The organism is Phenylobacterium sp. P4_E10, from assembly GCF_056401675.1.
Genome location: NZ_JBFUIW010000025.1, coordinates 1 through 23057, shown reverse-complemented (window position 1 = coordinate 23057; position 23057 = coordinate 1). Strand labels below are relative to the sequence as shown.

26 protein-coding genes are annotated in these 23057 nt (G+C 69.1%); 19 read left to right on the top strand and 7 right to left on the bottom strand.

Annotation, left to right across the window (positions count from 1 at the left end; translation table 11 throughout):
• The first annotated feature begins 135 nt into the window (after positions 1-135).
• Genes AC1DQJ_RS20160 through AC1DQJ_RS20150 form a run of 3 tightly spaced genes read left to right on the top strand, consistent with a single transcriptional unit; the run spans position 136 to position 3723 of the window.
• Positions 136-1581: an MFS transporter gene (locus AC1DQJ_RS20160; RefSeq protein WP_477606633.1), complete on the top strand. Its 1446-nt coding sequence runs from the start codon at positions 136-138 to the stop codon at positions 1579-1581.
• Between the two features lie 37 nt (positions 1582-1618).
• A complete protein-coding gene (locus tag AC1DQJ_RS20155) occupies positions 1619-2956 on the top strand; it encodes an anthranilate synthase component I family protein (RefSeq protein WP_477606631.1) in 1338 nt (445 codons plus the stop codon).
• Entirely contained in the window at positions 2956-3723 is a 768-nt protein-coding gene (locus tag AC1DQJ_RS20150; protein ID WP_477606629.1) for an aminotransferase class IV, read from the top strand. The genes AC1DQJ_RS20155 and AC1DQJ_RS20150 overlap by 1 nt, the downstream gene beginning before the upstream one ends.
• On the opposite strand, the gene AC1DQJ_RS20145 is transcribed toward AC1DQJ_RS20150, so the two are convergent.
• From AC1DQJ_RS20145 to AC1DQJ_RS20135, 3 genes are all read right to left on the bottom strand, one after another.
• Positions 3710-4222, bottom strand: coding sequence for a TadE/TadG family type IV pilus assembly protein (locus AC1DQJ_RS20145; protein ID WP_477606627.1), 513 nt, complete (start codon positions 4220-4222; stop codon positions 3710-3712). The two genes, AC1DQJ_RS20150 and AC1DQJ_RS20145, sit on opposite strands and share 14 nt — an antisense overlap.
• A complete protein-coding gene (locus AC1DQJ_RS20140) occupies positions 4216-4821 on the bottom strand; it encodes a TadE/TadG family type IV pilus assembly protein (RefSeq protein ID WP_477606625.1) in 606 nt (201 codons plus the stop codon). The genes AC1DQJ_RS20145 and AC1DQJ_RS20140 overlap by 7 nt, the downstream gene beginning before the upstream one ends.
• 76 nt (positions 4822-4897) lie before the next feature.
• The gene (locus tag AC1DQJ_RS20135; RefSeq protein ID WP_477606623.1) at positions 4898-5287 is read right to left on the bottom strand and encodes a pilus assembly protein N-terminal domain-containing protein; all 390 of its coding nucleotides are present in this window, start codon (positions 5285-5287) and stop codon (positions 4898-4900) included.
• A gap of 305 nt (positions 5288-5592) precedes the next feature.
• Here AC1DQJ_RS20135 and AC1DQJ_RS20130 point away from each other — a divergent pair, with 305 nt between their 5' ends.
• The 11 genes from AC1DQJ_RS20130 (at position 5593) to AC1DQJ_RS20080 (ending at position 15287) form a co-directional block, all read left to right on the top strand.
• Complete coding sequence (locus tag AC1DQJ_RS20130) at positions 5593-5769, top strand: Flp family type IVb pilin (RefSeq protein WP_477606621.1); 177 nt, start codon at positions 5593-5595, stop codon at positions 5767-5769.
• Positions 5770-5845: 76 nt separating this feature from the next.
• Entirely contained in the window at positions 5846-6016 is a 171-nt protein-coding gene (locus tag AC1DQJ_RS20125) for a Flp family type IVb pilin (protein WP_477606619.1), read from the top strand.
• A 131-nt stretch (positions 6017-6147) separates the two neighbouring features.
• A complete protein-coding gene (locus AC1DQJ_RS20120; protein WP_477606617.1) occupies positions 6148-6666 on the top strand; it encodes an A24 family peptidase in 519 nt (172 codons plus the stop codon).
• Between the two features lie 143 nt (positions 6667-6809).
• Positions 6810-7670, top strand: coding sequence for a Flp pilus assembly protein CpaB (cpaB, locus tag AC1DQJ_RS20115; protein WP_477606615.1), 861 nt, complete (start codon positions 6810-6812; stop codon positions 7668-7670).
• Positions 7667-9127, top strand: coding sequence for a type II and III secretion system protein family protein (locus AC1DQJ_RS20110; RefSeq protein WP_477606613.1), 1461 nt, complete (start codon positions 7667-7669; stop codon positions 9125-9127). Before cpaB ends, AC1DQJ_RS20110 begins: the two co-directional genes overlap by 4 nt.
• On the top strand, positions 9127-9813 hold the full coding sequence (locus AC1DQJ_RS20105; RefSeq protein WP_477606611.1) for a CpaD family pilus assembly protein: 687 nt from the start codon (positions 9127-9129) through the stop codon (positions 9811-9813). The genes AC1DQJ_RS20110 and AC1DQJ_RS20105 overlap by 1 nt, the downstream gene beginning before the upstream one ends.
• A 16-nt stretch (positions 9814-9829) precedes the next feature.
• Positions 9830-11311, top strand: a complete 1482-nt coding sequence (locus AC1DQJ_RS20100; protein ID WP_477606609.1) for a CpaE/TadZ family protein — start codon at positions 9830-9832, stop codon at positions 11309-11311.
• Complete coding sequence (locus tag AC1DQJ_RS20095) at positions 11312-12859, top strand: CpaF family protein (protein ID WP_477606607.1); 1548 nt, start codon at positions 11312-11314, stop codon at positions 12857-12859.
• Between the two features lie 6 nt (positions 12860-12865).
• On the top strand, positions 12866-13834 hold the full coding sequence (locus AC1DQJ_RS20090; RefSeq protein ID WP_477606675.1) for a type II secretion system F family protein: 969 nt from the start codon (positions 12866-12868) through the stop codon (positions 13832-13834).
• 9 nt (positions 13835-13843) lie between these two features.
• Positions 13844-14830 carry a type II secretion system F family protein gene (locus AC1DQJ_RS20085; RefSeq protein ID WP_477606605.1) on the top strand — a complete coding sequence of 329 codons (987 nt, stop codon included), beginning with the start codon at positions 13844-13846 and terminating at the stop codon, positions 14828-14830.
• Positions 14831-14915: 85 nt separating this feature from the next.
• Positions 14916-15287 (top strand): hypothetical protein, encoded by a 372-nt coding sequence (locus AC1DQJ_RS20080; RefSeq protein WP_477606603.1) that lies wholly within the window; start codon positions 14916-14918, stop codon positions 15285-15287.
• Between the two features lie 3 nt (positions 15288-15290).
• Here the strand turns inward: AC1DQJ_RS20080 and lepB are convergent, their stop codons facing one another.
• Together lepB and AC1DQJ_RS20070 are read right to left on the bottom strand one after the other, a co-directional pair.
• Positions 15291-16037, bottom strand: coding sequence for a signal peptidase I (gene lepB / locus AC1DQJ_RS20075; protein ID WP_477606601.1), 747 nt, complete (start codon positions 16035-16037; stop codon positions 15291-15293).
• Positions 16038-16144: 107 nt separating this feature from the next.
• Positions 16145-16972 carry a TauD/TfdA dioxygenase family protein gene (locus tag AC1DQJ_RS20070; RefSeq protein WP_477606599.1) on the bottom strand — a complete coding sequence of 276 codons (828 nt, stop codon included), beginning with the start codon at positions 16970-16972 and terminating at the stop codon, positions 16145-16147.
• Positions 16973-17052: 80 nt separating this feature from the next.
• On the opposite strand from AC1DQJ_RS20070, the gene AC1DQJ_RS20065 reads away from it, so the two are divergent.
• The 3 genes from AC1DQJ_RS20065 (at position 17053) to AC1DQJ_RS20055 (ending at position 19192) form a co-directional block, all read left to right on the top strand.
• Positions 17053-17733: a Crp/Fnr family transcriptional regulator gene (locus tag AC1DQJ_RS20065; protein ID WP_477606597.1), complete on the top strand. Its 681-nt coding sequence runs from the start codon at positions 17053-17055 to the stop codon at positions 17731-17733.
• A 112-nt stretch (positions 17734-17845) separates the two neighbouring features.
• Positions 17846-18514 carry a Crp/Fnr family transcriptional regulator gene (locus AC1DQJ_RS20060; RefSeq protein WP_477606595.1) on the top strand — a complete coding sequence of 223 codons (669 nt, stop codon included), beginning with the start codon at positions 17846-17848 and terminating at the stop codon, positions 18512-18514.
• Between the two features lie 276 nt (positions 18515-18790).
• The gene (locus AC1DQJ_RS20055; protein WP_477606594.1) at positions 18791-19192 is read left to right on the top strand and encodes a GFA family protein; all 402 of its coding nucleotides are present in this window, start codon (positions 18791-18793) and stop codon (positions 19190-19192) included.
• A gap of 34 nt (positions 19193-19226) precedes the next feature.
• On the opposite strand, the gene AC1DQJ_RS20050 is transcribed toward AC1DQJ_RS20055, so the two are convergent.
• Positions 19227-19763: a CYTH domain-containing protein gene (locus AC1DQJ_RS20050; RefSeq protein WP_477606593.1), complete on the bottom strand. Its 537-nt coding sequence runs from the start codon at positions 19761-19763 to the stop codon at positions 19227-19229.
• A 104-nt stretch (positions 19764-19867) separates the two neighbouring features.
• A complete protein-coding gene (locus AC1DQJ_RS20045; protein ID WP_477606591.1) occupies positions 19868-20674 on the bottom strand; it encodes a tetratricopeptide repeat protein in 807 nt (268 codons plus the stop codon).
• An 88-nt stretch (positions 20675-20762) separates the two neighbouring features.
• On the opposite strand from AC1DQJ_RS20045, the gene AC1DQJ_RS20040 reads away from it, so the two are divergent.
• Positions 20763-22145, top strand: a complete 1383-nt coding sequence (locus AC1DQJ_RS20040) for a leucyl aminopeptidase family protein (protein WP_477606589.1) — start codon at positions 20763-20765, stop codon at positions 22143-22145.
• On the top strand, positions 22142-22975 hold the full coding sequence (locus AC1DQJ_RS20035) for a C40 family peptidase (protein ID WP_477606587.1): 834 nt from the start codon (positions 22142-22144) through the stop codon (positions 22973-22975). The genes AC1DQJ_RS20040 and AC1DQJ_RS20035 overlap by 4 nt, the downstream gene beginning before the upstream one ends.
• The last annotated feature ends 82 nt before the right edge of the window (positions 22976-23057 follow it).

Genomic DNA, 23057 nt, shown 5'->3' with positions numbered 1-23057 from the left:
GGGGGAGAGGGTAGGGGTGAGGGGGCGTCCGACCGAGCTGAAGCACAGGCCGAACTTTCCCCTCCCCATCGCCTCGCAAGGGCGTAACCTCCTCCCAAGTCCGCCGTTCGAGCGGTCGCCAGGGGAGACCGCCTCGTGAGCAGCGTGGAAGCCAGCGGATCGGGCGCCGTCGCCGATCTGCCCATTGATGCCGAGGTGATGGGCGACGGCCGCCTGACCAGGGGCGGGGTCTCCTGGGCGCTCTTCGAGGGCGCGCGTAATCCCTACGTCGTCCTGATCACCATCTACATCTTCATGCCCTATGTGGCGGGCGTGATGGTCGGCGACCCGGTTCGCGGCCAGGAGATCATCTCCCAGTGGAGCCAGTACGCCGGCTGGGCGGTGATGCTGACCGCCCCCCTGCTCGGCGCCTCCATCGACCAGCTCGGGCCGCGCAAGCGCTGGCTGGCCCTGGTCGTCGGCCTGATGGTCCCGATGATGGCCGCGCTCTGGTGGGCCAAGCCGGATGGGGCGGGGCTCAGCGTCACCATGGTGCTGCTGCTGACCACCTCTATCGGCCTGCTGTTCTCGTTCAGCGAGGTCCTGCACAACTCGCTGCTGGTCCGCGCCGCCGGTTTGTCGGGGGCGCACAAGGCTTCCGGCCTGGCCCTGGCGCTCGGTAACCTGGTGTCGGTTCTGGCCCTGGCCTTCACCGCCTGGGCCTTCGCCCTGCCGGGCAAGGTCGACTGGTCCTGGGTTCCGAAGACGCCGCTGTTCGGTCTCGACCCCGCCGCCCATGAGCCGGAGCGGGTGGTCGCTCTGCTGGCCGCCGGCATCTTCGCGCTCGGAGCCTTGCCGCTGTTCCTATTCACGCCCGACGCGCCCAAGACCGGCATCCCGATGCTGAGCGCTTTCCGCAACGGCGCGAGCCAGCTGGTGCGGATGATCGCCACCGTGCGCGGCTACAAGGACGCCGCGATCTTCCTGGTCAGCCGCATGTTCTATGTCGACGGCATGAACGCCATCCTGATCTACGCCGGGCTCTACGCCATCGGCGTGATGAAGTGGGGCGCGCTGGAGATGCTGATCTACGGCATCATCCTCTCGATCCTCGCCGTGCTCGGCGGCTTCGTCGGCCGCTGGCTTGACGCCGGCCTCGGTCCCAAGGGCGCGGTGCGGTTGGCGATCTTCATGTCGCTGGTCGGCATCATCGCCATGCTCGGCATGGCCCCCGATCGTATCCTCTATTTCTGGACCTTCGACCCGGCCGCCCATCCGCCGATGTGGGACGGCCCGGTGTTCCGCACCCTGCCGGAGTGGATCTTCATCCTGATCGGGTTCTCCAACGCCATCTTCATCACCGCTCAGTACGCCTCCAGCCGCACCATGCTGACGCGCATCACCCCGCCCGACCAGACCGGAGCCTTCTTCGGCGTCTATGCGCTGTCGGGCGTCGCCACCGGTTGGCTCGGCCCGATGATGGTCAACTGGGGCACCAAGGCCACCCACAGCCAGCAGGGCGGCTTCGCTACCGTCACCCTGCTGCTCGCCATCGGCTTCGTCGGCCTGCTGTTCGTGCGCGGAGGCGGCCGCCGCATCTGACTTCCCCTCGGGCTGCGCCAGGGCTAAGGCCCAGGCCATGCAGTTCATCGCCCAGCGTTCCGCGGACTGGCGCGACCCGATTGAGGTCCTCGGCGGCTTCGCGGGCGAGCCCTGGGCCGTGGGCCTGCTCTCCGGCGGCGGCGGTGAACGTGGACGCTGGTCCTATGTCGCCCGCCGCCCCGACCAAGTGCTGACCGCCGGCGGAGACGATCCGGCCGACGCCTTTGCGGGACTGGTCGATCTGCTGGGGTCGGTCTCGCCACAGGCGGGGCAGGGGCCGCCGTTCCAGGGTGGGGTGATCGGCCTAGCCGCCTATGAGCTGGGCGACCGGGTCGAGCGTCTGGGCCTGGCGCGCCAGCCCGACTGGCCCGACCTCGCCGCTGCGCGCTACCTCAGCCTGCTGGCCTTCGATCATGTCGAGCGGCGCATCCTCGCCATTGGCCGCGGCGTCGACCCCGCCGCCGCCGAACAGCGCGCCGCCGAGGCCCTGGACTGGCTCGCCGAGAAGCCGGCGCCCCGCCTCCGCGGCCCGCTCGCCCGGCCGCTCTTCGCCTCCGATCCAGCGGCCTACGAGGCGGCGGTCGCGCAGGTCGTGGGCCGCATCCACGCCGGCGAGATCTTCCAGGCCAACATCGCCCGCGTCTGGTCCGCGCGGCTGACCGAGGGCGCGACCCCGTTCGACCTGCTGGCGCGGCTGGTCGAAACCAGCGCCGCCCCGTTCGCGGCCTACCTGCGGCTGCCGGGCCTGGCCCTGGTCTCAAATTCGCCGGAGCGGTTCATCGCCGTGGGCGGCGGCCAGGCCCAGACCCGTCCGATCAAGGGCACCCGCCCGCGGGGCTGCACGGGCGGCGAGGATGCGGCGCTGGCAGCCGACCTGCTGGCCAGCGAGAAGGATCGGGCCGAGAACCTGATGATCGTCGACCTGATGCGCAACGACCTGGCCCGCGTCTGCGCGCCTGGGAGCGTCAAGGTCCCCGAGCTGTTCGCCCTGGAGAGTTTCGCCAACGTCCACCATCTGGTGTCCACTGTCACCGGGCGGCTGGCGGAGGGACGCACCGCGCTCGACCTGTTGCACGCCGCCTTTCCGCCGGGCTCGATCACCGGCGCACCCAAGGTTCAGGCCATGAAGGTGATCGCCGGGCTGGAGAGCCCGCGCGGTCCGTACTGCGGCTCGCTGTTCTGGGCCGGCTTCGACGGCGGCTTCGATTCCAGCGTGCTGATCCGCACGGTCGCCTGCGTGGAGGCGGCCGGCGGCTGGCGGGTCGAGGCGCGGGCCGGAGCGGGCATCGTCGCCGACAGCGATCCGCACGCCGAACGCCTGGAGACCGAGGCCAAGATCGCCGCCATCGCCCGCGCCCTGACGGAGTCCGACTGATGATACCTGCTGACGACCGCGGCCTGCTGCTCGGCGATGGGCTGTTCGAGACGGTGCTGGCCGTGAACGGCGCGCCGGTGGGCGTCGACGCGCACCTCGATCGAATGAGCGCCGGCTGCGCTGTGCTCGGCCTGCCGCGGCTCGATCGCGCCGAGGCCGAGCGGCTGATGATCCAGGCGCTCGCCGGGCTGGACGCGCCTCGTGCGGCGGTGCGTCTGACCCTCACCGCCGGCTCCGGCGGGCGCGGACTCGACCGTCCCGACGCGCCCCAGGTGCGGATGTTCGCCACCGCCGCGCCGGCGCCCGCGCCGCGGGACGCCGCGGCTCTCGTCACCAGCACCATCCGCCGCAACGAGCACTCGCCGGCCTCGCGGCTGAAGACGCTCGCCTATCTCGACAACGTGCTGGCCAGGGCGCAGGCGCGAGAGGCGGGGGTGGACGAGGCCCTGATGCTCAACGCCCACGGCGACGTCGCCTGCGCCGCGGCGGCCAACGTCTTCTGGCTGTGGGGCGGGCGGCTGTTCACGCCCAGCCTCGACTGCGGCGTGCTGGCCGGCACGATGCGCGCGCGGGTGATCGCGACGGCGCGCGGGCTTGGCGCGGAGGTGGCGGAACTGCGCGCCGGTCCTGCCGAGCTGGCGCGCGCCGACGCGGTGTTCCTGACCAACAGCCTGATCGGCGTGCGTCCGGTCCGTTCGCTCGACGGCTTCGACCTCGCAGACGCCGCCCTGGTCGCGCGGCTGGCGGCTGAGGTCAGAGCAGGGTGATCGCCACCCCGCCGCGCGGGCGCAGGTCCATCTTGTGCCGGAACGTGAAGGTCCCCGGCAGCATCTTCTGGAACGGCGTGCGGAAGGTGTAGATCGTCTCGGCCCGCAGGATGGCCGAGTTGGCGACCTTCATGCTCGCGTCGACCGTATTCAGGTCGGTGGTCGGGATCGTCCCGCGCGCCCGGGTCCAGGCCGAGCTGGGCACGCCTGAGCCGTTCATCGTGATGCTGGTCACCCGGATCGCCAGGCCGCTGGTGGGAAACGGCTTCATCACCGCGGTGCTGGCGTCGAAGATGTTGTCCACGTCGGAGGCGCTCACCTGTGTCGCCTGGGTCACCAGGTCGCCGACCGCGGTGGTCAGGGCGCTGGCCCGGCGGTTCACCAGCAGCGCCTGGGTCGACTCGACCATGCCGTAGTAGAGCAGCAGCATGATCGGCACGACGAAGGCGAATTCGACGGCCGCGGCGCCGCGTTCATCGCGGGTCACTTGTCTTAGCATGAGGTCGAGTTCCCCCTCTTCTGCAGGGAAGGGTCGAAGGGCTCGTTGCGGAACAGACGCGTCGTGGTCACCAGCCGGCCGCCGGCGTAGTTCTCAAACAGCGGCTTCAGCAGCGGGGTGACGATCGGCCATTTGAAATAGGTCCGCACCACCACGATGTCTTCCGGGTTGCCCGGGCACCATGAGGTCTTCAGCGGGTCGAAGACATCATCGGCGGGGCGGGCGGGCAGGGCGCCGGCGCTCGTGAAGTTGGCGAAGGTCTCGGTCTCGACGTACAGCTTGCCGGGGTTCACGCCCTGGGCGTCGATTTTGCACATCGACTCCAGCCAGTTCATGTTGCGACAGACCATCTTCTCGAAATCGACCTTGGTCGCCCCGCCGCTCTTCTGGAACACCCCGGTGCGGATGTTGCGGGCGGCGAAGTCGGTGGCCATGTCGAGCGTGGCCGAGACCAACAGGATCATGCACAGCTCAAGCACGCCGAACATCAGCATCATCAATGGAATGCTGATGAAGGCGAACTCGACGGCTGTCGCGCCGCGGCTCTCGCGAGCAAAGCGGCGGATCAGCTGCAGAGGTCTGGAAGCGAGCCCCGTCATGGCGTCCCCGTTAGGTGCCCGGGAACAATAAGAAAGTCTGGCTAACCGCTGGTTTAGGGGGATGCCTAACGGAAGCTTACGGCTTGGCGGCCGCGGTGTCGGTCGCGGCCCGCTCGCAGCCGCCGGCGCAGGCATAGTCGTCGACCTTGCCGCCGCGGATCACCGAGACCCGTCCCGCGTTGGGGGCGGAGACCACCACCTGGCGCTCCAACACCGTGCGGCCCAGCTGGTCGATGACGATCAGGTTGGTCACGCCATAGCCGCGGCCGACCACCACCGCCTTGCTGATGTCCAGCACGCTGACATCGGCGATCGCCGGGTTGCCGATCAGCACGTCGCGGGTTCCACGCGGCAGCGACACCGCCGCGCTCTGGTCGATGGGCACGACCAGCGGCGGCGCAGCGGCCTGAGCGGACCCTCCGGAGAGGGCCAGAGCGGCGATCATGATTGACAGCGAGCGGCGCATGGCGAGGTCCGAATAAAATTCCGTCAGCCAAGGTTCGGTTGGAATGGTCAACAAAGCCTGAATTTTCGGGCCTCGTGTACGTGAGAATCATAATGTCGAATCCGCGATTTCCAGCGGTTTTGACCTGCATGGTTAATGATAGTTTATAGTAAACTCAAGTAAACCATGGGTTACCAAGCGTTTATACATGACTGTTTACTGCCAATTAAGCGAGATGCGCGAAATTGATCCTGCGTTTCGGGGCGAGCAGACCACTCGGGTTTGATCCCTCACAGTCAGCTCGCCAAACAAAGGAGATCGAGCACATGTCGAAGTTCGTTTCGCGTTTCATGAAGGACGAGTCCGGCGCCACCGCCATCGAGTATGGCCTGATCGCCGCCCTCATCGCCGTCGTTCTGGTCGCCGTCATGGGCACCCTGGGCACCGGTCTGAAGGCCGCTTTCGGCAAGATCGAAGGCGAACTGTCGGGCACCGCTTCCTAAGCGATCGACACGTCTTGAGGGGCGCCGCGGCGGTTTGTTCCGCCGCGGCGCTCGTGTCCACCGGATGGAGGCCCAGATGAAGCATCTCTTGCAGCGTTTGCGGACCGACAATACGGGCACGACTGCCGTTGAGTATGCCCTGATCGGAGCCTTGATCGCCGTGGCGCTCGTGACTGCGATGGGGCCGGTCCAGCAGGGACTGACCAAGGCCTTCCAAAGCGTGGCCAACGCCATGCCCAAGGACTAGGTCCAGAACCGCCGGACATCGAGTTCGAAAAAGGCCGCGTCGCGCAAGCGCCGCGGCCTTTCTCATTTCAACGCTCCATTCATCGCTCTGGCGGATGCTGTCGGCCAACGCCTTCCATGGACTTCCAGCAGATGATCACCGCGCTCCAAGCCGTCCTGCTTCTCGTCTTTCCGGTGCTGGTCGTGGTTGCGGCCCTGCGCGACGTGACGAGCTACACGATCCCCAACTGGATCTCCGGCCTGCTGATCCTCGGATTTTTCCCCGCGGCCCTCGCGCTTGGCCTGCCGCTGGGCGTGATCGGTCAGCATGGAATCGTCTTCCTGGCCGCGCTGGCGGCGGGGATGGCGATGTTCGCACTCGGATGGATCGGCGGCGGCGACGCCAAGCTGTTTGCGGTGGCCGGGCTGTGGCTCGGCTGGCCCGCCGCGGTGACCTACCTGGTGATCACCGGCGTGGCTGGCGGGGCCCTCGCGGTCGGCCTGCTGGGCCTGCGCTCCCTGTGGGTGCGCCCGTACGTGGTCAATGGGCCGGCCTGGTTCGGCCGTCTTGCGACCCCCGGCGAAGCCGTCCCCTACGGCCTTGCGATCGCGGTCGGCGCCATGGTCGCGTTTCCGGAGTCGGCGCTCCTGCGGGCCTGGCCTGGTTTCTGAGCTGCGCTTTAGGTCGCGTTAACTATGCGACCTGCAATTAACGTTTCACCGGCAAAAGGCTGGTTGATCGAGTCGTGAGCGCCCACGGACCGTAGGCGCAGCGTCTGGCGCCCCGAACCAGCGGGGCTTCGAGTAAGCGACCCATGGGCTCTGTCCGCTACGTCATACTCGCCGTCGCCGCCATCGCCGCCATCGCGCTGGCGTTCATCGTGCGCGGGATGCTGACCCCGGACCGGCCGAGCCTGGTCGCCTCAGCCCCGCCGCCCAAGCCGGTCGTCCAGGTGCTGGTCGCCAAGCGCGACCTGCCGATCGGCACCCGCCTGGTCGCCGCCGACCTCGGCTGGCAGCCCTGGCCCGCCGACGCCCTCAACGCCAGCTTCGTCACCGACGGCACGGCTCCGTCCCTGCCCGCCAAGATGCCCGACAAGGCGGTCCAGAAGGTCGCCCGCGTCACCAACGACATGATCGCCCCCCAGGGGCCGATGCAGGCGTTCGAAGGCTCCATCGTCAAGGAAGCGCTGGCCGCCGGCGAGCCGGTGGTCGCCCGCAAGGTCGTGCGCGCCGGACAAAGCGGCTTCATGGCGGTGGTGCTGCAGCCAGGCAGTCGGGCCATGGCGGTGCCGATCAACGCCGAGACCGCCGCCGGCGGCTTCATCCTGCCCGGCGACCGGGTCGACGTGCTGCAGGCGCGGGCCAGCGGCGACGGCGGCAAGGCGTTCGTGACCGAGGTGCTGATGCGCAATGTCCGCGTGCTGGCCATCGACCAGAACATCGAACCCTCCAAGGACTCCAAGACCATCGTCGGCGGCGTCGCCACGCTCGAGATTCCCGCTGTCGATGTCGAGGTCATGGCCCGGGGCAAGGCCCAGGGCGAAATGCAGCTGGCCCTGCGCTCCTACGCCGACATCGGCGGCGGCGCCGGGCGCGGTGTCGCCAGCCGCAGCGCCGCCCAGGGCGTGCGCGTCTTCCGGGGCGCCCAAGTGACCGAGGTCTCCAATCCATGACGCTGCGCCCTGTCCTGATCGCGCTCGCCGCCCTCGGCGCAGCCGCCCTGACCCCCGCCGGCGCCTTCGCCCAGGCGAGCGAAGCGGCCGCGCCGGCCATGGCCGCCGGCATGGCGGCTCAGTCGGCGGTGGTGCGCGTCAACCTCACCGGCGGTTCGGCCAGCCAGTCGCTGACCCTGCCCAACGGCAAGTCGGCGATCATCGAACTGCCGGTCGACGTTCGCGACGTCCTGGTCACCAATCCGACCGTCGCCGACGCCATGCTGCGCTCGCCTCGGCGGATCTTCATCATGGGTCTGAAGAGCGGCTCGACCGACGCGGTGTTCTTCGACGCCGCCGGCCGCCGCATCCTCTCGCTGGACATCCGGGTCGACCAGGATCCCAGCGCCGTCGCCCAGACCATCAACCGCATCATCCCGGGCGCCCGCGTCCAGGTCGACGGCATGAACGACAGCCTGATCCTCTCGGGTCAGGTCGCCAATCTCTCCGACGCCGACAAGGCCCTGCAGATCGCCCGCGCGGCGGTCGCCAAGCCCGAGAGCGTGGTCAACATGCTCAGCATCGCCTCCAAGGACCAGGTGATGCTCAAGGTCCGCATCGTCGAGATGCAGCGCAACGTCATCAAGCAGCTCGGCTTCAACCTCAACGCCGTGCTCGGCGAGCTCGGCGACACCCAATTCCTGCTGGGCACCACCGCGACCTTCGCCGTGAACGGCACCCTGCTCGGGGGCGGCGCCGCCGCGATCCGCGATCTTGGCTCCCCCAACCAGGGCGAAGTGGTGCTCAAGGCCTTCGAGCGCGTCGGCCTGGTGCGCACCCTGGCCGAGCCGAACCTCACGGCGGTGTCGGGCGAGGCGGCCAGGTTCCTCGCCGGCGGCGAATTCCCGATCCCGGTCGCCCAGGACAACGACGGCGGCGTCACAGTCACGTTCAAGCCGTTCGGCGTCGGCCTCGGCTTCACCCCGGTTGTGCTCTCCTCGGGCCGCATATCGCTGAAGGTCTCGACCGAGGTTTCGGAACTGACCAGCCAGGGCGCGTTCTCGCTGGCTTCGCCGGGCGCCACTGCGACCTTGACCATCCCCGCCCTGACGGTGCGGCGCGCCGAGACGGCGGTCGAGCTGCCCTCCGGCGGCTCGATGATGATCGCGGGTCTGCTGCAGGAAAAGAGCAAGCAGAACCTCGACAGCCTGCCGGGCATGACCACCCTGCCGGTGCTGGGCACCCTGTTCCGCTCCCGCGACTACCTGGCCGGCGAGACCGAGCTGGTGATCATCGTCACGCCCTACATCGTTGAAGCGACCAGCTCCGATCGCATGCAGACCCCGGTGGACGGCATGCGTATCGCCGACGACGCCTCGACCTTGTTGCTGGGCACGCTGACCAAGGCCTACCGAGCCAATCCCAGCGCCCAGACCGGGCGCACCTACCAGGGGCCGTACGGCTACGTGATCGAATGATGAGCGTCACTCGCCTCCTCGTCCTGCCGCTGGCTGCGGCCGCACTGACGGCCTGCGCCAGTCCCGCGCCGCCGGCCGGCGCGCTGGCCGAACCGCGCACCCCGACCGAGATCTGGAAAGCCCAGGTCGCGGCCCAGCCGACCGAAATCCGCCTGGCGGTCCATGCCCGGGGCCTCTCGCCCCATCAGTCCGACGCCCTCGGCGTCTTCGCGGCCGACTGGCGCGCGACCGGCGGCCACGGCCCGGTGACCCTGCAAGCCCCGGTCGGCGGGCCTGACTCCGGCGCCGTCTCGCAGGCCAGCGAAGCCGTCCGTGTCGCCCTCGGCGGCTACGGCGTTCCGGCCTCAGCCATCCGCATCGTCGGCTATGAGGCGAGCGGCAATGCGGGCGCGCCGCTGATCGTCGGGCGCGAGTCCTATGCGGTGACTGTCCCCGCCTGCGGCCAGGAATGGACCAACATCTCCCATTCGGCGAACAACGAGGTCCAGCCGAACTTCGGCTGCGCCGTGACCGCCAACATGGCCGCCCAGATCGCCAATCCGGCCGATCTGCTCGGCCCCAGCGCGACCACGCCGGCCGACGCCGAGCGTCGCAGCGTGGTCCTCGACAAGTATCGCAAGGGCGAACCGACCGCCTCGTCGCGCGACGACCAGGCGACTGGGACCGTCTCTCAGGTGGTGAAGTGATGCGGGGCTTAGTCTGATGAAGCCGCAAGGTACGGACCCCTTCGACCTCGACTTCGACGCGGACGACGAGTTCGCCACGCCGCAGAACGAGCCCTGGCGCGAGACGCCGCAGGCGGCGGGACCCGATCCGTTCGCCGACCCCTTCGCCGACCTGCCGCCCGTGCGCGAGCCTGAACGCCCGCGCAGCGAGGTTCGAGACGACTTCGATCTCGGTCCTCTGGTCGGCGCGGAGTCGCCCGCCGTGCCGCCGCCGCCGACCAATCCGGTCCACGACATGATCGCCGGGGCCGAGGCCGCCTTCGGCGAAGCGACCCTGCCGCGGATCACCATTCACATCTTCTGCGTCAATCCCGAGAGCGCCGAGCTGGCCGAGAAGGCCGCCGCCGACCGGCGCATGGAACGCGCCACCGTGGTCACCCGCATGGGCGGCCTGGCCGCCGCGCTGGAGACCTACCAGAACCAAGCCACGCCCTCGCTGGTGATGGTCGAAAGCGCCGATCCCAGCTCGGTGCTGCTGGGCCAGCTCGATCGCCTGGCCGAGGTCTGCGACCCCGGCACCAAGGTCGTCGTCATCGGCTCGGCCAACGATATCGCCCTCTATCGCGAGCTGATCCGCCGCGGGGTCTCGGAGTATCTGGTCCCGCCGCTCAGCCCGCTGCTGCTGGTGCGCACCGCCACCGGCCTCTACGCCGACCCGTCCGCGCCGTTCGTCGGCCGCCAGATCGCCTTCTGCGGCGCCAAGGGCGGGGCGGGGGCCTCGACCATCGCCCACAACGTCGCCCACTCGATCTCCGAGCGGCTGCAAACCGGGGCCGTACTGGTCGATCTCGACCTGCCGTTCGGCACCGCCGGCCTCGACTTCAACCAGGACCCGCTACAGGGCGTCGCCGACGCGCTCAGCCAGCCCGACCGCCTCGACGCGATGCTGATGGATCGGATGATGGCGCGCTGTACCGACCGGCTGTCGCTGTTCGCGGCGCCGGCCACTCTCGACGCCGACTACGACATCACCGCCGAGGCGTTCGAGGAAGTCACCCAGAAGATCCGCTCGGCCGCGCCGTTCGTGGTGCTTGATCTGCCGCACGTCTGGAACGCCTGGAAGCGCAAGATCCTGCTCTCGTCGGACGATCTGGTGATCGTGGCGACGCCGGACCTGGCCTCGTTGCGCAACGCCAAGAACATGATCGACCTGGTTCGCCGCGCGCGCCCGAACGACGCCCCGCCGCGCCTGGTCCTCAACCAGGTCGGGGTGCCCGGCCGTCCGGAAATCCCGGTCAAGGACTTCGGCGAAGCGCTCGACCTGAGCCCGGCCCTTTGCCTGCCCTTCGATCCCAAGCTGTTCGGCCAGGCCGCCAACAACGGCCAGATGATCAGCGAGGTCGGGCCCAAGTCGCGGTCGGCCGAGGGCATCGACCACCTGGCCCAGCAGATCGCCCGTCGCGACCCGCCGGCCGTCCAGAAGACCTCGTTGTTCTCCAGCCTGTTCAAGAAGAAGTAGATGTTCGGCAAGCGCCCCACGGAAGGCGGATCGACCGCTCCGCGCCAGGCGCCGCCGCCCGCGGCGGAGGGGGCGGCGATCGCCACGCGTCCTCAGCGTATCGAACCGGCGCCCGGACCTGCCGCGCCCGTCGCTCCGGTCCAGATCCCGCCGCCGGGCGAGCGCGCCGCCGCCAAGGCCGCCAAGGCCGCCGCCGGCCCGAAGTCGACTTCCGGCTTCGAACAGCTGCGCGCCGCCCAGGGCGCCGCGCCGGCCACCCAGGTCGTCCGTGAACAGAGCGACTACTACCACGCCACCAAGACCACGATCTTCAACGCCCTGATCAACACGATCGATCTGGCGCAGCTCGCCCAGCTCGACGCCAAGCAGGCCGCCGAAGAGATCCGCGACATCGTCGCCGAACTGGTGGCGATCAAGAACGTCTCGATGTCGGTGTCCGAGCAGGACACCCTGGTCCAGGACATCATCAACGACGTCCTCGGCTACGGCCCGCTGGAGCCGCTGCTGGCCCGGGACGACATCGCCGACGTGATGGTCAACGGCGCAGGCCGGGTGTTCATCGAAGTGGCCGGCAAGGTCCAGCTGACCAACGTCCGCTTCCGCGACAACGCCCAGCTGATGAACATCTGCCAGCGGATCGTCAGCCAGGTCGGCCGCCGCGTCGACGAGAGTTCGCCGATCTGCGACGCCCGTCTGCCGGACGGCAGCCGCGTGAACGTCATCGCTCCGCCGCTGGCGCTGGACGGGCCGACGCTCACCATCCGGAAGTTCAAGAAAGACAAGCTGACCATGAAGAACCTGGTGGAGTACGCCTCCATCAGCCCTGAAGGGGCCCGGGTTCTCGGGGTCATCGGCGCCTGCCGATGCAACCTGGTCATCTCCGGCGGGACCGGCTCGGGCAAGACCACCCTGCTCAACACCCTGACCGCCTTCATCGACCCGGCCGAACGCGTCATCACCTGCGAGGACGCCGCCGAGCTGCAGCTGCAGCAGCCGCACGTGGTGCGCCTGGAAACCCGGCCGCCGAACCTGGAAGGCCAGGGCCAGATCACCATGCGCGATCTGGTCAAGAACTGCCTGCGGATGCGTCCCGAACGGATCATCGTCGGCGAAGTCCGCGGGCCGGAGGCCTTCGACCTCCTCCAGGCCATGAACACCGGCCACGACGGCTCGATGGGCACCCTGCACGCCAACAGCCCTCGTGAAGCCATCAGCCGACTGGAATCGATGATCACCATGGGCGGCTACGGCCTGCCCTCGCGCACCATCCGCGAGATGATCGTCGGCTCGGTCGACGTGATCATCCAGGCCGCCCGCCTGCGCGACGGCTCGCGCCGCATCACCCACATCACCGAGGTGGTGGGCCTGGAAGGCGACGTGATCATCACCCAGGACCTGTTCGTCTACGAGATCACCGGCGACGACGCAGACGGCCGGGTGCTCGGCCGCCACCGCTCCACCGGCATCGCCCGGCCGCGGTTCTGGGATCGCGCCCGCTACTACGGGCTCGAACGCGAACTCGCCGAAGCCCTCGACTCGGCGGAATAGCCGATGCTGACCACGCTCCTGATCGCGGTCCTCGGCTTCATCGTCATCGCCGGAGTCGGCTTTGCCCTGACCGCGCCCAGCGGCGCGGACGCCAAGACCCTGAAGCGGGCCCAGGCCATCGCCGGCGCCGAGCCGCGCGACCGCCGCCGCCCGGCCGCCAGCTCCCAGGAGCAGCGGCGCAAGCAGATCATCAAGACGCTCAAGGACCAGGACCGCGAGCAGAAGAAGGCGCTGCTCAGCATCTCCGCCAAGCTCAAGCAGGCGGGGCTGGAGATGAAGGTCTCGACCTTCTGGATCGCCAGCGGCGTCGTCGCACTGGTCGTCTTCGGCATGGCCATGCTGTTTGCGCACCAGCCGCTGATCGCGATCGGGATGGCCTTCGCCGCCGGCCTTGGCCTGCCGCGCTGGATGGTCGGCGCGATGGCCGCCAAGCGGATCAAGAGCTTCACCGAATCCTTCCCCGACGCCATGGACATCGTCGTTCGCGGCATCAAGTCGGGCCTGCCCGTCCACGACAGCCTGCGGGTCATCGGCCGCGAAGCGCCCGAGCCGCTGGCCAGCCAGTTCAACCGGCTGGTCGAGAGCATCGGCATGGGCATGACCATCGATCAGGCGCTCGACAAGATGCACGCCGAGATGCCGACGCCGGAGGTCCGCTTCTTCGCCATCGTGCTGGCGATCCAGGCCAAGACCGGCGGCAACCTGGCCGAGGCGCTCGGCAACCTCTCGGCGGTCATCCGCGCGCGCAAGCTGATGCGCGAGAAGGTCAAGGCGCTGTCGGCTGAAGCGGTGGCCTCCGCGGCCATCATCGGCAGCCTGCCGCCCGGCGTGGCCGTGCTGATCTACATCACCGCCCCTGACTACATGAGGCCGCTGTTCACCGACCCCCGCGGTCAGGTGTTGCTGATGGTCGGCGCCTTCTGGATGACCCTCGGGGTCCTCTCGATGCGCAAGATGATCAACTTCAGGCTCTAGGGGATGGAGATGGTCGCCGCGCTCACCAACCCCGACAACATCCTGGCGGCCTTTGTGGCGATCGTCTGCTTTGCGACCATCGTCACCATCGCCACCCCGATTCTGAACCGCAGCACCCTGGAGACCCGGCTGAAGTCGGTCTCCTCCCGCCGCGAGGAACTGCGCCGCAAGTCGCGCGAGGCTCTGGCCACCCGCGGCGGCCAGAGCAGCCTGCGCCACGTGGACGAAGGGCTCTACAAGAAGGTCGTCGAACGCCTGCAGCTCTCGCGGCTGCTGGAGGACCCGCAGGTCGTCGACAAGCTGGCCCAGGCCGGCTACCGCGGCCCGCGGCCGGTCTCCACGTTCTACTTCTTCCGCTTCGTGCTGCCGTTCGTGTTCTGCGGCCTGACGGCGATCTACCTGTTCTTCATCAAGGACTTCGGCCTGCCGACCATGACCCGGGCGGCCTTGTCGGTGGGCGGCCTCACCGCCGGCTACTACGCGCCGAACCTGTTCCTCACCAACATGGCTCAGAAGCGCCGCGACTCGATCATCGGCGCCTGGCCCGACGCGCTGGACCTGCTGCTGATCTGCGTCGAGAGCGGCATGTCGATCGAGGCGGCGATCCAGAAGGTCAGCCAGGAGATCGGCGGAACCTCCATCGAGCTGGCCGAAGAGCTGACCCTGCTGACCGCGGAGATCTCCTACCTGCCCGAGCGGCGCATGGCCTATGAGGGCCTGGCCCGCCGGACCAACCATCCGGGCATCAAGTCGGTGACCACCGCCATGATCCAGGCCGAGCGCTACGGCACCCCGCTGGGCGCGGCCCTGCGGGTCATGGCCAAGGAGAACCGCGACATGCGCATCGCCGCGGCCGAGAAGAAGGCCGCGCAGCTGCCGGCCAAGCTGACCATCCCGATGATCGTCTTCTTCCTGCCGGTGCTGTTCATCGTCATCCTCGGTCCGGCGATCCTCAAGGTGCGCGACCTGATGGCGGCCGGCGGCGGGGCCGGCTAGCGGCCTGTCCGGACAAGTCCGCCCTGTTCCGGCCGCGCGAACACCGCTTCATTGGCGCTTCGCAGCACCAGCAAGGCAGCAGCTCATGTCCCGGCCGCCGAAGAAGAGCGAGACGCTCGAGATCCGTCTTCCCTATGAGACCAAGCAGGCCTTCATGGCCCGCTGCCAGGGCGAGGGGATCAGCGCCAGCGAAGCCTTGCGCGGCTTCATCGAGGCCAGGCTCGCACCGCCGCCCTCCGCCCGGCCGGCGCGCGGCTGGCTGCAACTGGCGCTCGGCGCGGCCGTCGCCCTGGCGGTCGGGGCCACCGCCCTGCCGTCGCTGGCGGGCCAGGTCGACCGCAGCGGGTTCGAGCGCTTCGACCTCGACCACAGCGGCGCGGTCAGCGGCGCTGAGTTCGCCCGCCTCGACGCCAACGGCGACGGCGCGGTCAGCCTGGCCGAGTTCCGCGCCCGCTAGCGCCTAGACGATCGGCTTCAGGAACCGCTCGGGGTTCAGGTTCAGCCAGGTCCAGGGCTTGAGCAGCGCGGCGCCCGGCTTCCAGGACAGCAGCACGATCTGCGCCTTGCCGACGATGTCCCGCGCCGGAACGAACCCGACCCCGTCCGCCTCGCGCGGCCAGCGGCTGTCCAGCGAGTTGTCGCGATTGTCGCCCATCATGAAATAGGACCCGGCCGGGACCACATAGACCTCGGTGTCGTCGCCAGGCCCGCCCGGGCCGCGGTCGAAGGTGGCGTAGGTGCGCCCAGTGGTCTCGACGATCGCCGTCACCGGCTGGTCGGGACTGTCGTGGTCCTGGCCTGGACCCATCACCCGTCGCGGGATCGGCTCGCCGTTCACATAGACCGCCCCCTCGCGCACCTGGATCCGGTCGCCCGGCAGCCCCACCACCCGCTTGATCAGGTCCTTGGGCGGTCGCCCAGGCTGGTGGAACACCAACACGTCGCCGCGCGCCGGCCCGCTCCCCAGCAGCCGTCCCTCGCCCATCGGCGGCAGCATCGGGACCGAAGCGTAGCTCCAGCCGTAGCTGAACTTCGAGACGATCACGTAGTCGCCGGTCACCAGGCCCGGCTCCATCGATGAGGAGGGGATGGTGAAGGGCTGGAACAACAGCACCCGCAACACCAGGGCGATGACCAGGGCGGTGGCCACGGTGGATACGATCTCGGCGATCTCGCCGCGGGCGGACTTGGGAGCGGTCTCTGACATGCGCCCCTCATGCCCGCAGTCTGCAGGCCCGCCAAGCCGTGCCGCGCCCGGACACACCGCGGACTTGTCCGGACAGTCGTTTCGCCCGACGTCTTCCTCGACGCCGCCTAGGCCGCCAGCGGTCCGCCGGCGATGGTGATGCGATGCATCAGTCGCCGGTGGCCGTGATAGTCGTTCATCGCCAGGTGCCAGGTCGCCCGATTGTCCCAGATCGCCATCGATCCCGGCCGCCACGAGAACCGGTGCGTGAACTGCGACTTGGTCGCGTGCTGGAACAGGTAGTTCAGCAGCGGCCGGCTCTCCTCCTGGCTCCAGCCCTCGAAGCCCAGCGTGAAGCCGGGGTTCACATAGAGCGCCTTCTTGCCGCTGCCCGGATGGGTGATCACCACCGGATGCACGGCCGAGGGGGTGTCGTCGCGTCCGGCCAGATGCGCCTGGTCGGTTTTCGTGAACACACCCTCCTTGCCGTAGATGTGCTCGGAGGCGTGGAACGCCCGCAGGCCCGCCAACGTCGCCTTCAGTCCGTCCGACAGCGCGTCGTAGGCGGCGTACATGTCGGCGAACAGGGTGTCGCCGCCGCTCGGCGGGGTCTCGATGGCCAGCAGCACCGAGCCCATGGCCGGCTCCTGGTCATAGCTGTGATCAGTGTGCCAGCCGCCGCCGATATTGGTGGTCTGGGTCTCGGTCTTCTCGACCTTGGCGATCTGCGGAAAGCGTTCGGACGGCGGGAAGTAGCGGTTGACCACGATCGGCCCGATCCGCTCGGCGAACGCGATCTGCTCTTCGGAGCTCAGGTGCTGGTCGTGCAGGAAGGCGACCCCGCGGTCGAACACGGCCTTTCGGATCAGCGCGATCTCGGCGTCGCTGGCCCTGGCCAGGGCGACGCCGCTGACTTCTGCTCCGCAGCCTTCGGTCTCGCGGATGATGGTGCTCATGTCGCCTCCCGGGGCGTTGGTTGTTGAGGCCAGCCTAGAACCTGGCTCGCCGAGGATTGTCACTCAGGTTACAGTCTCTCATGGCGGACGATCGGCGCCTGGCGCTGGACATGCTTGGCGGAGCCGGATGGCTCGCGCCCCACGGCGAGGGCCTGGCTGGCGCACTGTTGGCCGAGGGCTCGCTCGCCTGGCTGGAGGCCGGCCGCTGGGCGCAGGCCGAGGGCGACGAACAGACCGGCCTGCTGGTGGTGGTGGCCGGCGCGCTCGACCTCTATTGCCAGGCGCCCGGCGACCGCGAAGTGCGCTTCAACCAGATCGGCGCCGGTGCGGCGCTCGGCCAGACCATGAGCTTCGGCGGCGGCCCCCGGCTGGTGACGGCCGTCTGCGCCGAGCCCAGTCTGCTGCTGCGGGTCTCCGACGCCGGGCTGGAGCGTATCACCCGCACCCAGCCGGAAATCTGGCGGGCGGTGGCCAGCCTGGTCTACCTTCAGCTGCGCGCGACCCTGCATCTGGCGGCCGGCGCCATCGCCCTGCCGCCGCGCCAGCGGCTCGCGGCGCGGTTGGTCTCCCTGGTTCGCAATCAGCAATCCGACCACGGATTGACGCTCAGCCAGCAGGCCTTGGCCGAGATGGTCGGCCTTACCCGCAAGACCGTGAACGGCTACCTCGCCGACTTCCAGCGCCAGGGCCTGGTCCGCCTCGACTACGGCCGGCTGTTCGTCATCGATCCGCGGCGACTGGAGCGCGTGGCCGAGGGGTGACGCAACTGCGACGCTTGCTCGCATTGCGTGCTGTCCAAGTATTTGGATAATATCGAAGAATTGCCACTAAAGTTACATTTTAAACATGAATAGTGATTCTGAAGCAGCATTGGTGCTTCTTCGCGCCGCCCGCTGGCTTTCCGGCTGCCACGACAACGTTCCGCAAACACTGATTTCCGAAGGCTCGCTGCTAAAACTCGCCACCGGCCGCACGGTTCAGACCGAGGGCGACGAAAACACGGGCCTGATGGTTCTCATCAAGGGATCGGCCAATTTTTTCTATAGTGGCCGTGACGGTCAGCCGATCCACCTGGGCCAGATGGTGACCGGGACCGCATGGGGCCATACGCCCGAGTTCGTCGGTGGCCCGCAGCTGATCTCGGTGGTCTGCGCTGAACCTTGCCTGGTGCTGAAGGTCTCCGCGCCGGCCCTGTCGCGGATCGCCGCCCAGTACCCCGACATCTGGCGAGCGATCGCCAACTTGCTCTATCTTCAACTCCGCAGCGGACTGCAGTGGGGCGCCGACATGGTCGGTCTCGGCCCGCGCGAGCGGATCGCCGCCCGCCTGCTGGCCACCTCACGCAACGGTCGCGCCGGCGACGTCCTACAGATGAGTCAGCAGTCCCTGGCCGAAACCGTCGGCCTGACCCGCAAGACGGTCAATCTCCACTTGGCCGATTTCCAGCGCGAAGGCGTCGTGCAGCTCGAGTACGGCCGCATCCGCATCCTTGACGCCGCGCGCCTGGGACAGTTCGTCCGGGGACAGTCCGCCGCGGTGTGACCTCGGTCATAGGCGGGGGCCCCATCGGCGGGCGATCCTTCGGCGTCCTCTCCCAGGCGCCGATCCGCGCCGCCGATGCGAGACATGCCATGCTCACGCTGTTCGCGGCCTCCGCGCTTTGCGCCCTGAGCGCCGCCCTCATTCCCAGCCTCGTCTGGGCTTTCCGTCCCCGCTTGCCGCGCCGCCGATCTCCGTCGCGGTTCGAGCGTCAGGCTGCTGACAGGTTCCGGCCGCGCCCGGGATAGGCTCGCCTCCGACAAGCCCAGGAGGATGGCCATGATCCAGGCAAGCTGCTGTTGCGGGGAAGTCCGCTTCGCCCTGACCGAGCCGCCGACCATGATGGGGACCTGCCATTGCTCGCGCTGCCGCAAGCTCGGGGCCGGCGCCTTCGTGTTCGTCCGCCGTGAAACCCTTCGCTGGATCGCAGGCCAAGACGCTGTCGCCCGTTACACGCCCGCCGCGCCGTTCACCTATGCCCGCTGCTTCTGCCGTGTCTGCGGCACGTCGCTGGGCGAGATCGACTCCGAGGCCGACACGTTCCCGATCGCCGCTCATTGCTTCGACGACGACCCGCAGGTCCGCAACCGCTTCCACGAGTTCACCGCCGACAAGCCGGCCTGGTACGAGATCTGCGACGACGCCAAGCAGTTCCCCGGTCATCCGACCCGGTCGTCGTGATCAGATGGGCGAGCAGCCCGCAGGTGATTGCGGCCTAAAGCGCCAGGGGCGGCGGCGCGCGCTCAGCGCTCGGCGGCCTGATCGTCCAGGTGGCGACCGGAGGCGGAACCTCCCGCGGCGGCGCGCCGTTCACGGCGATGGCCGAGTTGCGGTAGCGGCTGTCGTAGCTGATCTCGGCGCCCAGCCACGGCGGGAGCGAAAACGGCTGCTCCTCGTGCTCCAGCTCGATCTCCGCCACGACCAGTCCGCTGGCGGCGCCGAGATAGACGTCGATGTCCCAGACATCGCCCTGGTGCGTCACCAGGTGCCGGACCTTGTCGACCAGCCCGGGGCAGAGACGCAGCAGATCTTCGCCTTCCGTCAGCGGGATCGCATAGCTGTGCTCCTGCCGCGTCAGACCGCGCCGTGGGCTCTTGATGGTGACGCTCGCCTCGAGCTCGCTGCATCGGATCCGCACGGTGTCGATGGCGGTCTTCGGCAGATAGCCTTGCCGAAAGTGCACTCCTGGGCGGGCGCCGACTCGCCACATGTCATTGGCGACGAGGAACTTCCGTTCGATTTCGATGACCACCTGAGTGCTCCAGGCCCCCGATGATCATGCACCGGCGCCGTGGGCGCGTCTCCTCAGGTTTTTTACTGGTCCCGTCTCAGGAGATCCGACGCCGGCTCGCCCGGCTACTGGGCTTTGCGGACACTGTCCCAGGAACGGCTAACCCCCGGGGCGGCCGTGGCGCTACGCAGCCAGGCGAGGTTGTTCTCGACCACTTCGGGCGGCAGGTCCTGGCGGGCCAGGCGCTCGGCTTCGTCCATGCGGCCCTGCAGGCCCAGCACCAACGCCAGGTTCTGGCGCACCGCGATCGGCGCGCCGGGCTTGGCGACGGCCTGGCGCAGCAGGCTCTCGGCCTGGGCGGTCTCGCCGCGCGCGGCGTAGAACATCGCCAGGTTGCCCATCACCACGGGGTTGTCTGGGGCCAGGCCCAGCGCCAGCTTGTGGGCGGCCAGCGCCTCCTCGTAGCGGCTGGCCTGTTCGTAGGCCACGCCCAGCAGTGACGGCGCGCGCCAGTCGCGCGGCGCCAGGCGCTGGGCCTCACGGGCCGGTTCGACGGCGTAGAACCCTTGGCCGCGTCCGACCTGGCCGCGGGCCAGCTCCAGCAGCGCCTCGACATTGCCGGGCGCCGCCGTCGTCGCCTTCTGGGCCGCAGAGATGGCGTCGTCGTACTTGCCCAGTTGGCGCAGCGCCTGGGAGAGCTGGATGCCCGCCTCGACGTCGGCGCTATCGACCTGGGCCTCATTGGCCCAGAAGGCGGCGCGGGCCAGCGGGTCGAGGCGCGCGACCTTCGCCCGCTCCTGGGCGGTGGCCTTGACCGGCGCGGGCGAAGCGGCCGTGGCGGGCGCGGCCTTGTCCTTAGACGCGGCCAGGCTTGGACCTGCGAACAGCGACAGGGCGAGGGCGGTTGCGGCGAGGGCCGACATGCGACACATGAATGGCGGGCTCCGGATGACTGCGCCCAGCATCCGCCGCCTGCTTAAAGGAAGCGTTAAGCATAATTTCCCCGGCCCGGAGTTCGCCATGACCGAAGTCGTCGTCGACCACGCAGAGGGCGTCGTCGTCCCCGTCCACGCGCTGAACGAACGCGAACTGGCCGGCTTCCTCGAAGGCCGCGCGGCCTTCGTGAAGGGTTTCGTCGAGCTCGCGGAGTTCAAGGCCAAAGCCGGCCAGCTGCTGGTCGTCCCCGACACCGGCGGCGCCATCGCCGAGGTGCTGTTCGGCCTGGGCGAGTCGGGCGAGGCCATGGGCTTCCGCGCCCTGGCCGGCAAGCTGCCGGCCGGCGACTACCAGATCGCCTCGGCCCCCGCCGGCGTCGACCGCGGCGAGATCGCCCTGGCCTTCGCGCTCGGAAGCTACCGGTTCGACCGCTACAAGAAGAAGGGCGAAAAGCGCGCCCGGCTGGTGGTCGGCGATGGCGTCGACCTCGCCGAGGTCCACAGCGTCGCCCACGCCTGCGCCCTGGCCCGCGACATGGTCAACACCCCGCCCAACGACATGGGGCCGCTGCAGATCGAAACCATCGCCCGCGAGATCGCCGAGCAGTACGGCGCCTCGATCACCGTGGTCACCGGGGAGGGACTGCTGGAGGCGAACTATCCGGCCGTCCACGCGGTCGGCCGCGCCGCCGACGCCTCGCGCGCGCCGCGCATGATCGAGATTTCGTGGGGGCAGGCCGACAAGCCGCTGGTCGCCCTGGTCGGCAAGGGCGTGGTGTTCGACACCGGCGGCCTCGACATCAAGCCGTCGGCCGGCATGCGTAACATGAAGAAGGACATGGGCGGCGCCGCTCACGTCCTGGCGCTCGGCCGGATGATCATGGCCGCGCGGCTGCCGGTGCGGCTGTCGGTGCTGGTCCCGGTGGTGGAGAACGCCATCTCGGGCGACGCCATGCGGCCGGGCGACGTGCTGGCCAGCCGTAAGGGGCTGTCGATCGAGGTCGGCAACACCGACGCCGAGGGCCGCCTGATCCTGGCTGACGCCCTGACCCGGGCCGCCGAGCTGGAGCCGGCGCTGACCCTCGACCTCGCCACCCTGACCGGCGCCGCGCGCATGGCGCTCGGCCCGCAGCTGCCGCCGTTCTACACCGACGACGACGAGTTGGCCGGCCAGATCGAGGCGGCGATGAAGGCGGTCTCCGACCCGATGTGGCGCATGCCGCTGTGGAAGGGCTATGTCGACTCGCTCGACAGCGACGTCGCCGACATCAAGAACGACTCCGACGCCTGGGCCCAGGCCGGCTCGGTCACCGCCGCCCTGTTCCTCCAGAAGTTCGCGCCAGCCGGTCCGTGGGCCCACTTCGACATCTTCGCCTGGAACCCGCGCGGCCGGCCCGGCTGGCCCTCGGGCGGCGAGGTGCAGGCTGTTCGCGCCCTCTACCGGATGATCTCGGACCGCTTCCAATGAGCTTCGATCCGCGCGTCACCCTGGCCCGCAGCGACCTGGCGGCCCGGTCGCTGGAAGCTGTCGTCACCGCCGACCGCTATGCCGATACGCGCCGATACGCCTGCGCGGCGCCCGCCGCGGCCGTGCGGCGCGCGCCCGATCCGAACGCCGAGCAGCTCGACCAACTGCTGTTCGGGGAAGGGTTTGACGTGCTTGAGGAGAAGGACGGCTTCGCCTGGGGCCAGGCCCGCCGCGACGGTTATGTCGGGTTTGTGGAAATTGGCGCCCTGAAACCTGCCGATGGCGGCCCGGATATGAAGGTTTCGGCGCTCCGGACCTACGCTTTCGCCCAGCCGAGCATCAAGTCCCGCGCCCTGGGCCCCTATTCGCTGGGCTGCCTGCTGCGGATCGAGGCGGTGGAAGGCCGGTTTGCAAGGGTTTCCGGCTCCGGCTGGATGGTCCGCGAGCATCTGGCGGCGATCGGCAGCTTCGAGACCGATCCTGCCGATGTGGCCCAGCGCTACCTCGGGACCCCCTATCTGTGGGGCGGTCGCGAGAGCTTGGGCCTCGACTGCTCAGGCCTTGTGCAGCAAGCGTTTGGCGCTTGCGGCGTAGCGCTGCCGCGCGACACCGATCAGCAGCAGGCGGCCGGACATGACGTGGCTGAGGGCGAGCTGTCCCGCGGCGACCTGGTGTTCTGGAAAGGGCACGTGGCGATCATGCTGGACGGCGCGACGATCCTCCACGCCAACGCCCACCACATGGCCACAGCAATCGAGCCCTTGTCGGTGACAAGGGCTCGTTACGTCGCGGCGGGGGTGGGCGAACCCACCGCTTTCCGCCGTTATTAGAAAGGCTTAGTGCGCGGCGGCCGGAGCCGCCGCAGCCGGAGCCGCCGCCGGAGCCGCTGCCGCCGGAGCTGCGCCCGCGGCC

Excerpts from the sequence above, each read along its gene's own strand:
- AC1DQJ_RS20155 (WP_477606631.1), top strand. The coding sequence starts at position 1,619 with ATGCAGTTCATCGCCCAGCGTTCCGCGGACTGGCGCGACCCGATTGAG.
- AC1DQJ_RS20150 (WP_477606629.1), top strand. The coding sequence starts at position 2,956 with ATGATACCTGCTGACGACCGCGGCCTGCTGCTCGGCGATGGGCTGTTC.
- AC1DQJ_RS20145 (WP_477606627.1), bottom strand. The coding sequence starts at position 4,222 with ATGCTAAGACAAGTGACCCGCGATGAACGCGGCGCCGCGGCCGTCGAA.
- AC1DQJ_RS20140 (WP_477606625.1), bottom strand. The coding sequence starts at position 4,821 with ATGACGGGGCTCGCTTCCAGACCTCTGCAGCTGATCCGCCGCTTTGCT.
- AC1DQJ_RS20135 (WP_477606623.1), bottom strand. The coding sequence starts at position 5,287 with ATGCGCCGCTCGCTGTCAATCATGATCGCCGCTCTGGCCCTCTCCGGA.
- AC1DQJ_RS20130 (WP_477606621.1), top strand. The coding sequence starts at position 5,593 with ATGTCGAAGTTCGTTTCGCGTTTCATGAAGGACGAGTCCGGCGCCACC.
- AC1DQJ_RS20125 (WP_477606619.1), top strand. The coding sequence starts at position 5,846 with ATGAAGCATCTCTTGCAGCGTTTGCGGACCGACAATACGGGCACGACT.
- AC1DQJ_RS20120 (WP_477606617.1), top strand. The coding sequence starts at position 6,148 with ATGATCACCGCGCTCCAAGCCGTCCTGCTTCTCGTCTTTCCGGTGCTG.
- cpaB (WP_477606615.1), top strand. The coding sequence starts at position 6,810 with ATGGGCTCTGTCCGCTACGTCATACTCGCCGTCGCCGCCATCGCCGCC.
- AC1DQJ_RS20110 (WP_477606613.1), top strand. The coding sequence starts at position 7,667 with ATGACGCTGCGCCCTGTCCTGATCGCGCTCGCCGCCCTCGGCGCAGCC.
- AC1DQJ_RS20105 (WP_477606611.1), top strand. The coding sequence starts at position 9,127 with ATGAGCGTCACTCGCCTCCTCGTCCTGCCGCTGGCTGCGGCCGCACTG.
- AC1DQJ_RS20100 (WP_477606609.1), top strand. The coding sequence starts at position 9,830 with ATGAAGCCGCAAGGTACGGACCCCTTCGACCTCGACTTCGACGCGGAC.
- AC1DQJ_RS20095 (WP_477606607.1), top strand. The coding sequence starts at position 11,312 with ATGTTCGGCAAGCGCCCCACGGAAGGCGGATCGACCGCTCCGCGCCAG.
- AC1DQJ_RS20085 (WP_477606605.1), top strand. The coding sequence starts at position 13,844 with ATGGTCGCCGCGCTCACCAACCCCGACAACATCCTGGCGGCCTTTGTG.
- AC1DQJ_RS20080 (WP_477606603.1), top strand. The coding sequence starts at position 14,916 with ATGTCCCGGCCGCCGAAGAAGAGCGAGACGCTCGAGATCCGTCTTCCC.
- lepB (WP_477606601.1), bottom strand. The coding sequence starts at position 16,037 with ATGTCAGAGACCGCTCCCAAGTCCGCCCGCGGCGAGATCGCCGAGATC.
- AC1DQJ_RS20070 (WP_477606599.1), bottom strand. The coding sequence starts at position 16,972 with ATGAGCACCATCATCCGCGAGACCGAAGGCTGCGGAGCAGAAGTCAGC.
- AC1DQJ_RS20065 (WP_477606597.1), top strand. The coding sequence starts at position 17,053 with ATGGCGGACGATCGGCGCCTGGCGCTGGACATGCTTGGCGGAGCCGGA.
- AC1DQJ_RS20055 (WP_477606594.1), top strand. The coding sequence starts at position 18,791 with ATGATCCAGGCAAGCTGCTGTTGCGGGGAAGTCCGCTTCGCCCTGACC.
- AC1DQJ_RS20045 (WP_477606591.1), bottom strand. The coding sequence starts at position 20,674 with ATGTGTCGCATGTCGGCCCTCGCCGCAACCGCCCTCGCCCTGTCGCTG.
- AC1DQJ_RS20040 (WP_477606589.1), top strand. The coding sequence starts at position 20,763 with ATGACCGAAGTCGTCGTCGACCACGCAGAGGGCGTCGTCGTCCCCGTC.
- AC1DQJ_RS20035 (WP_477606587.1), top strand. The coding sequence starts at position 22,142 with ATGAGCTTCGATCCGCGCGTCACCCTGGCCCGCAGCGACCTGGCGGCC.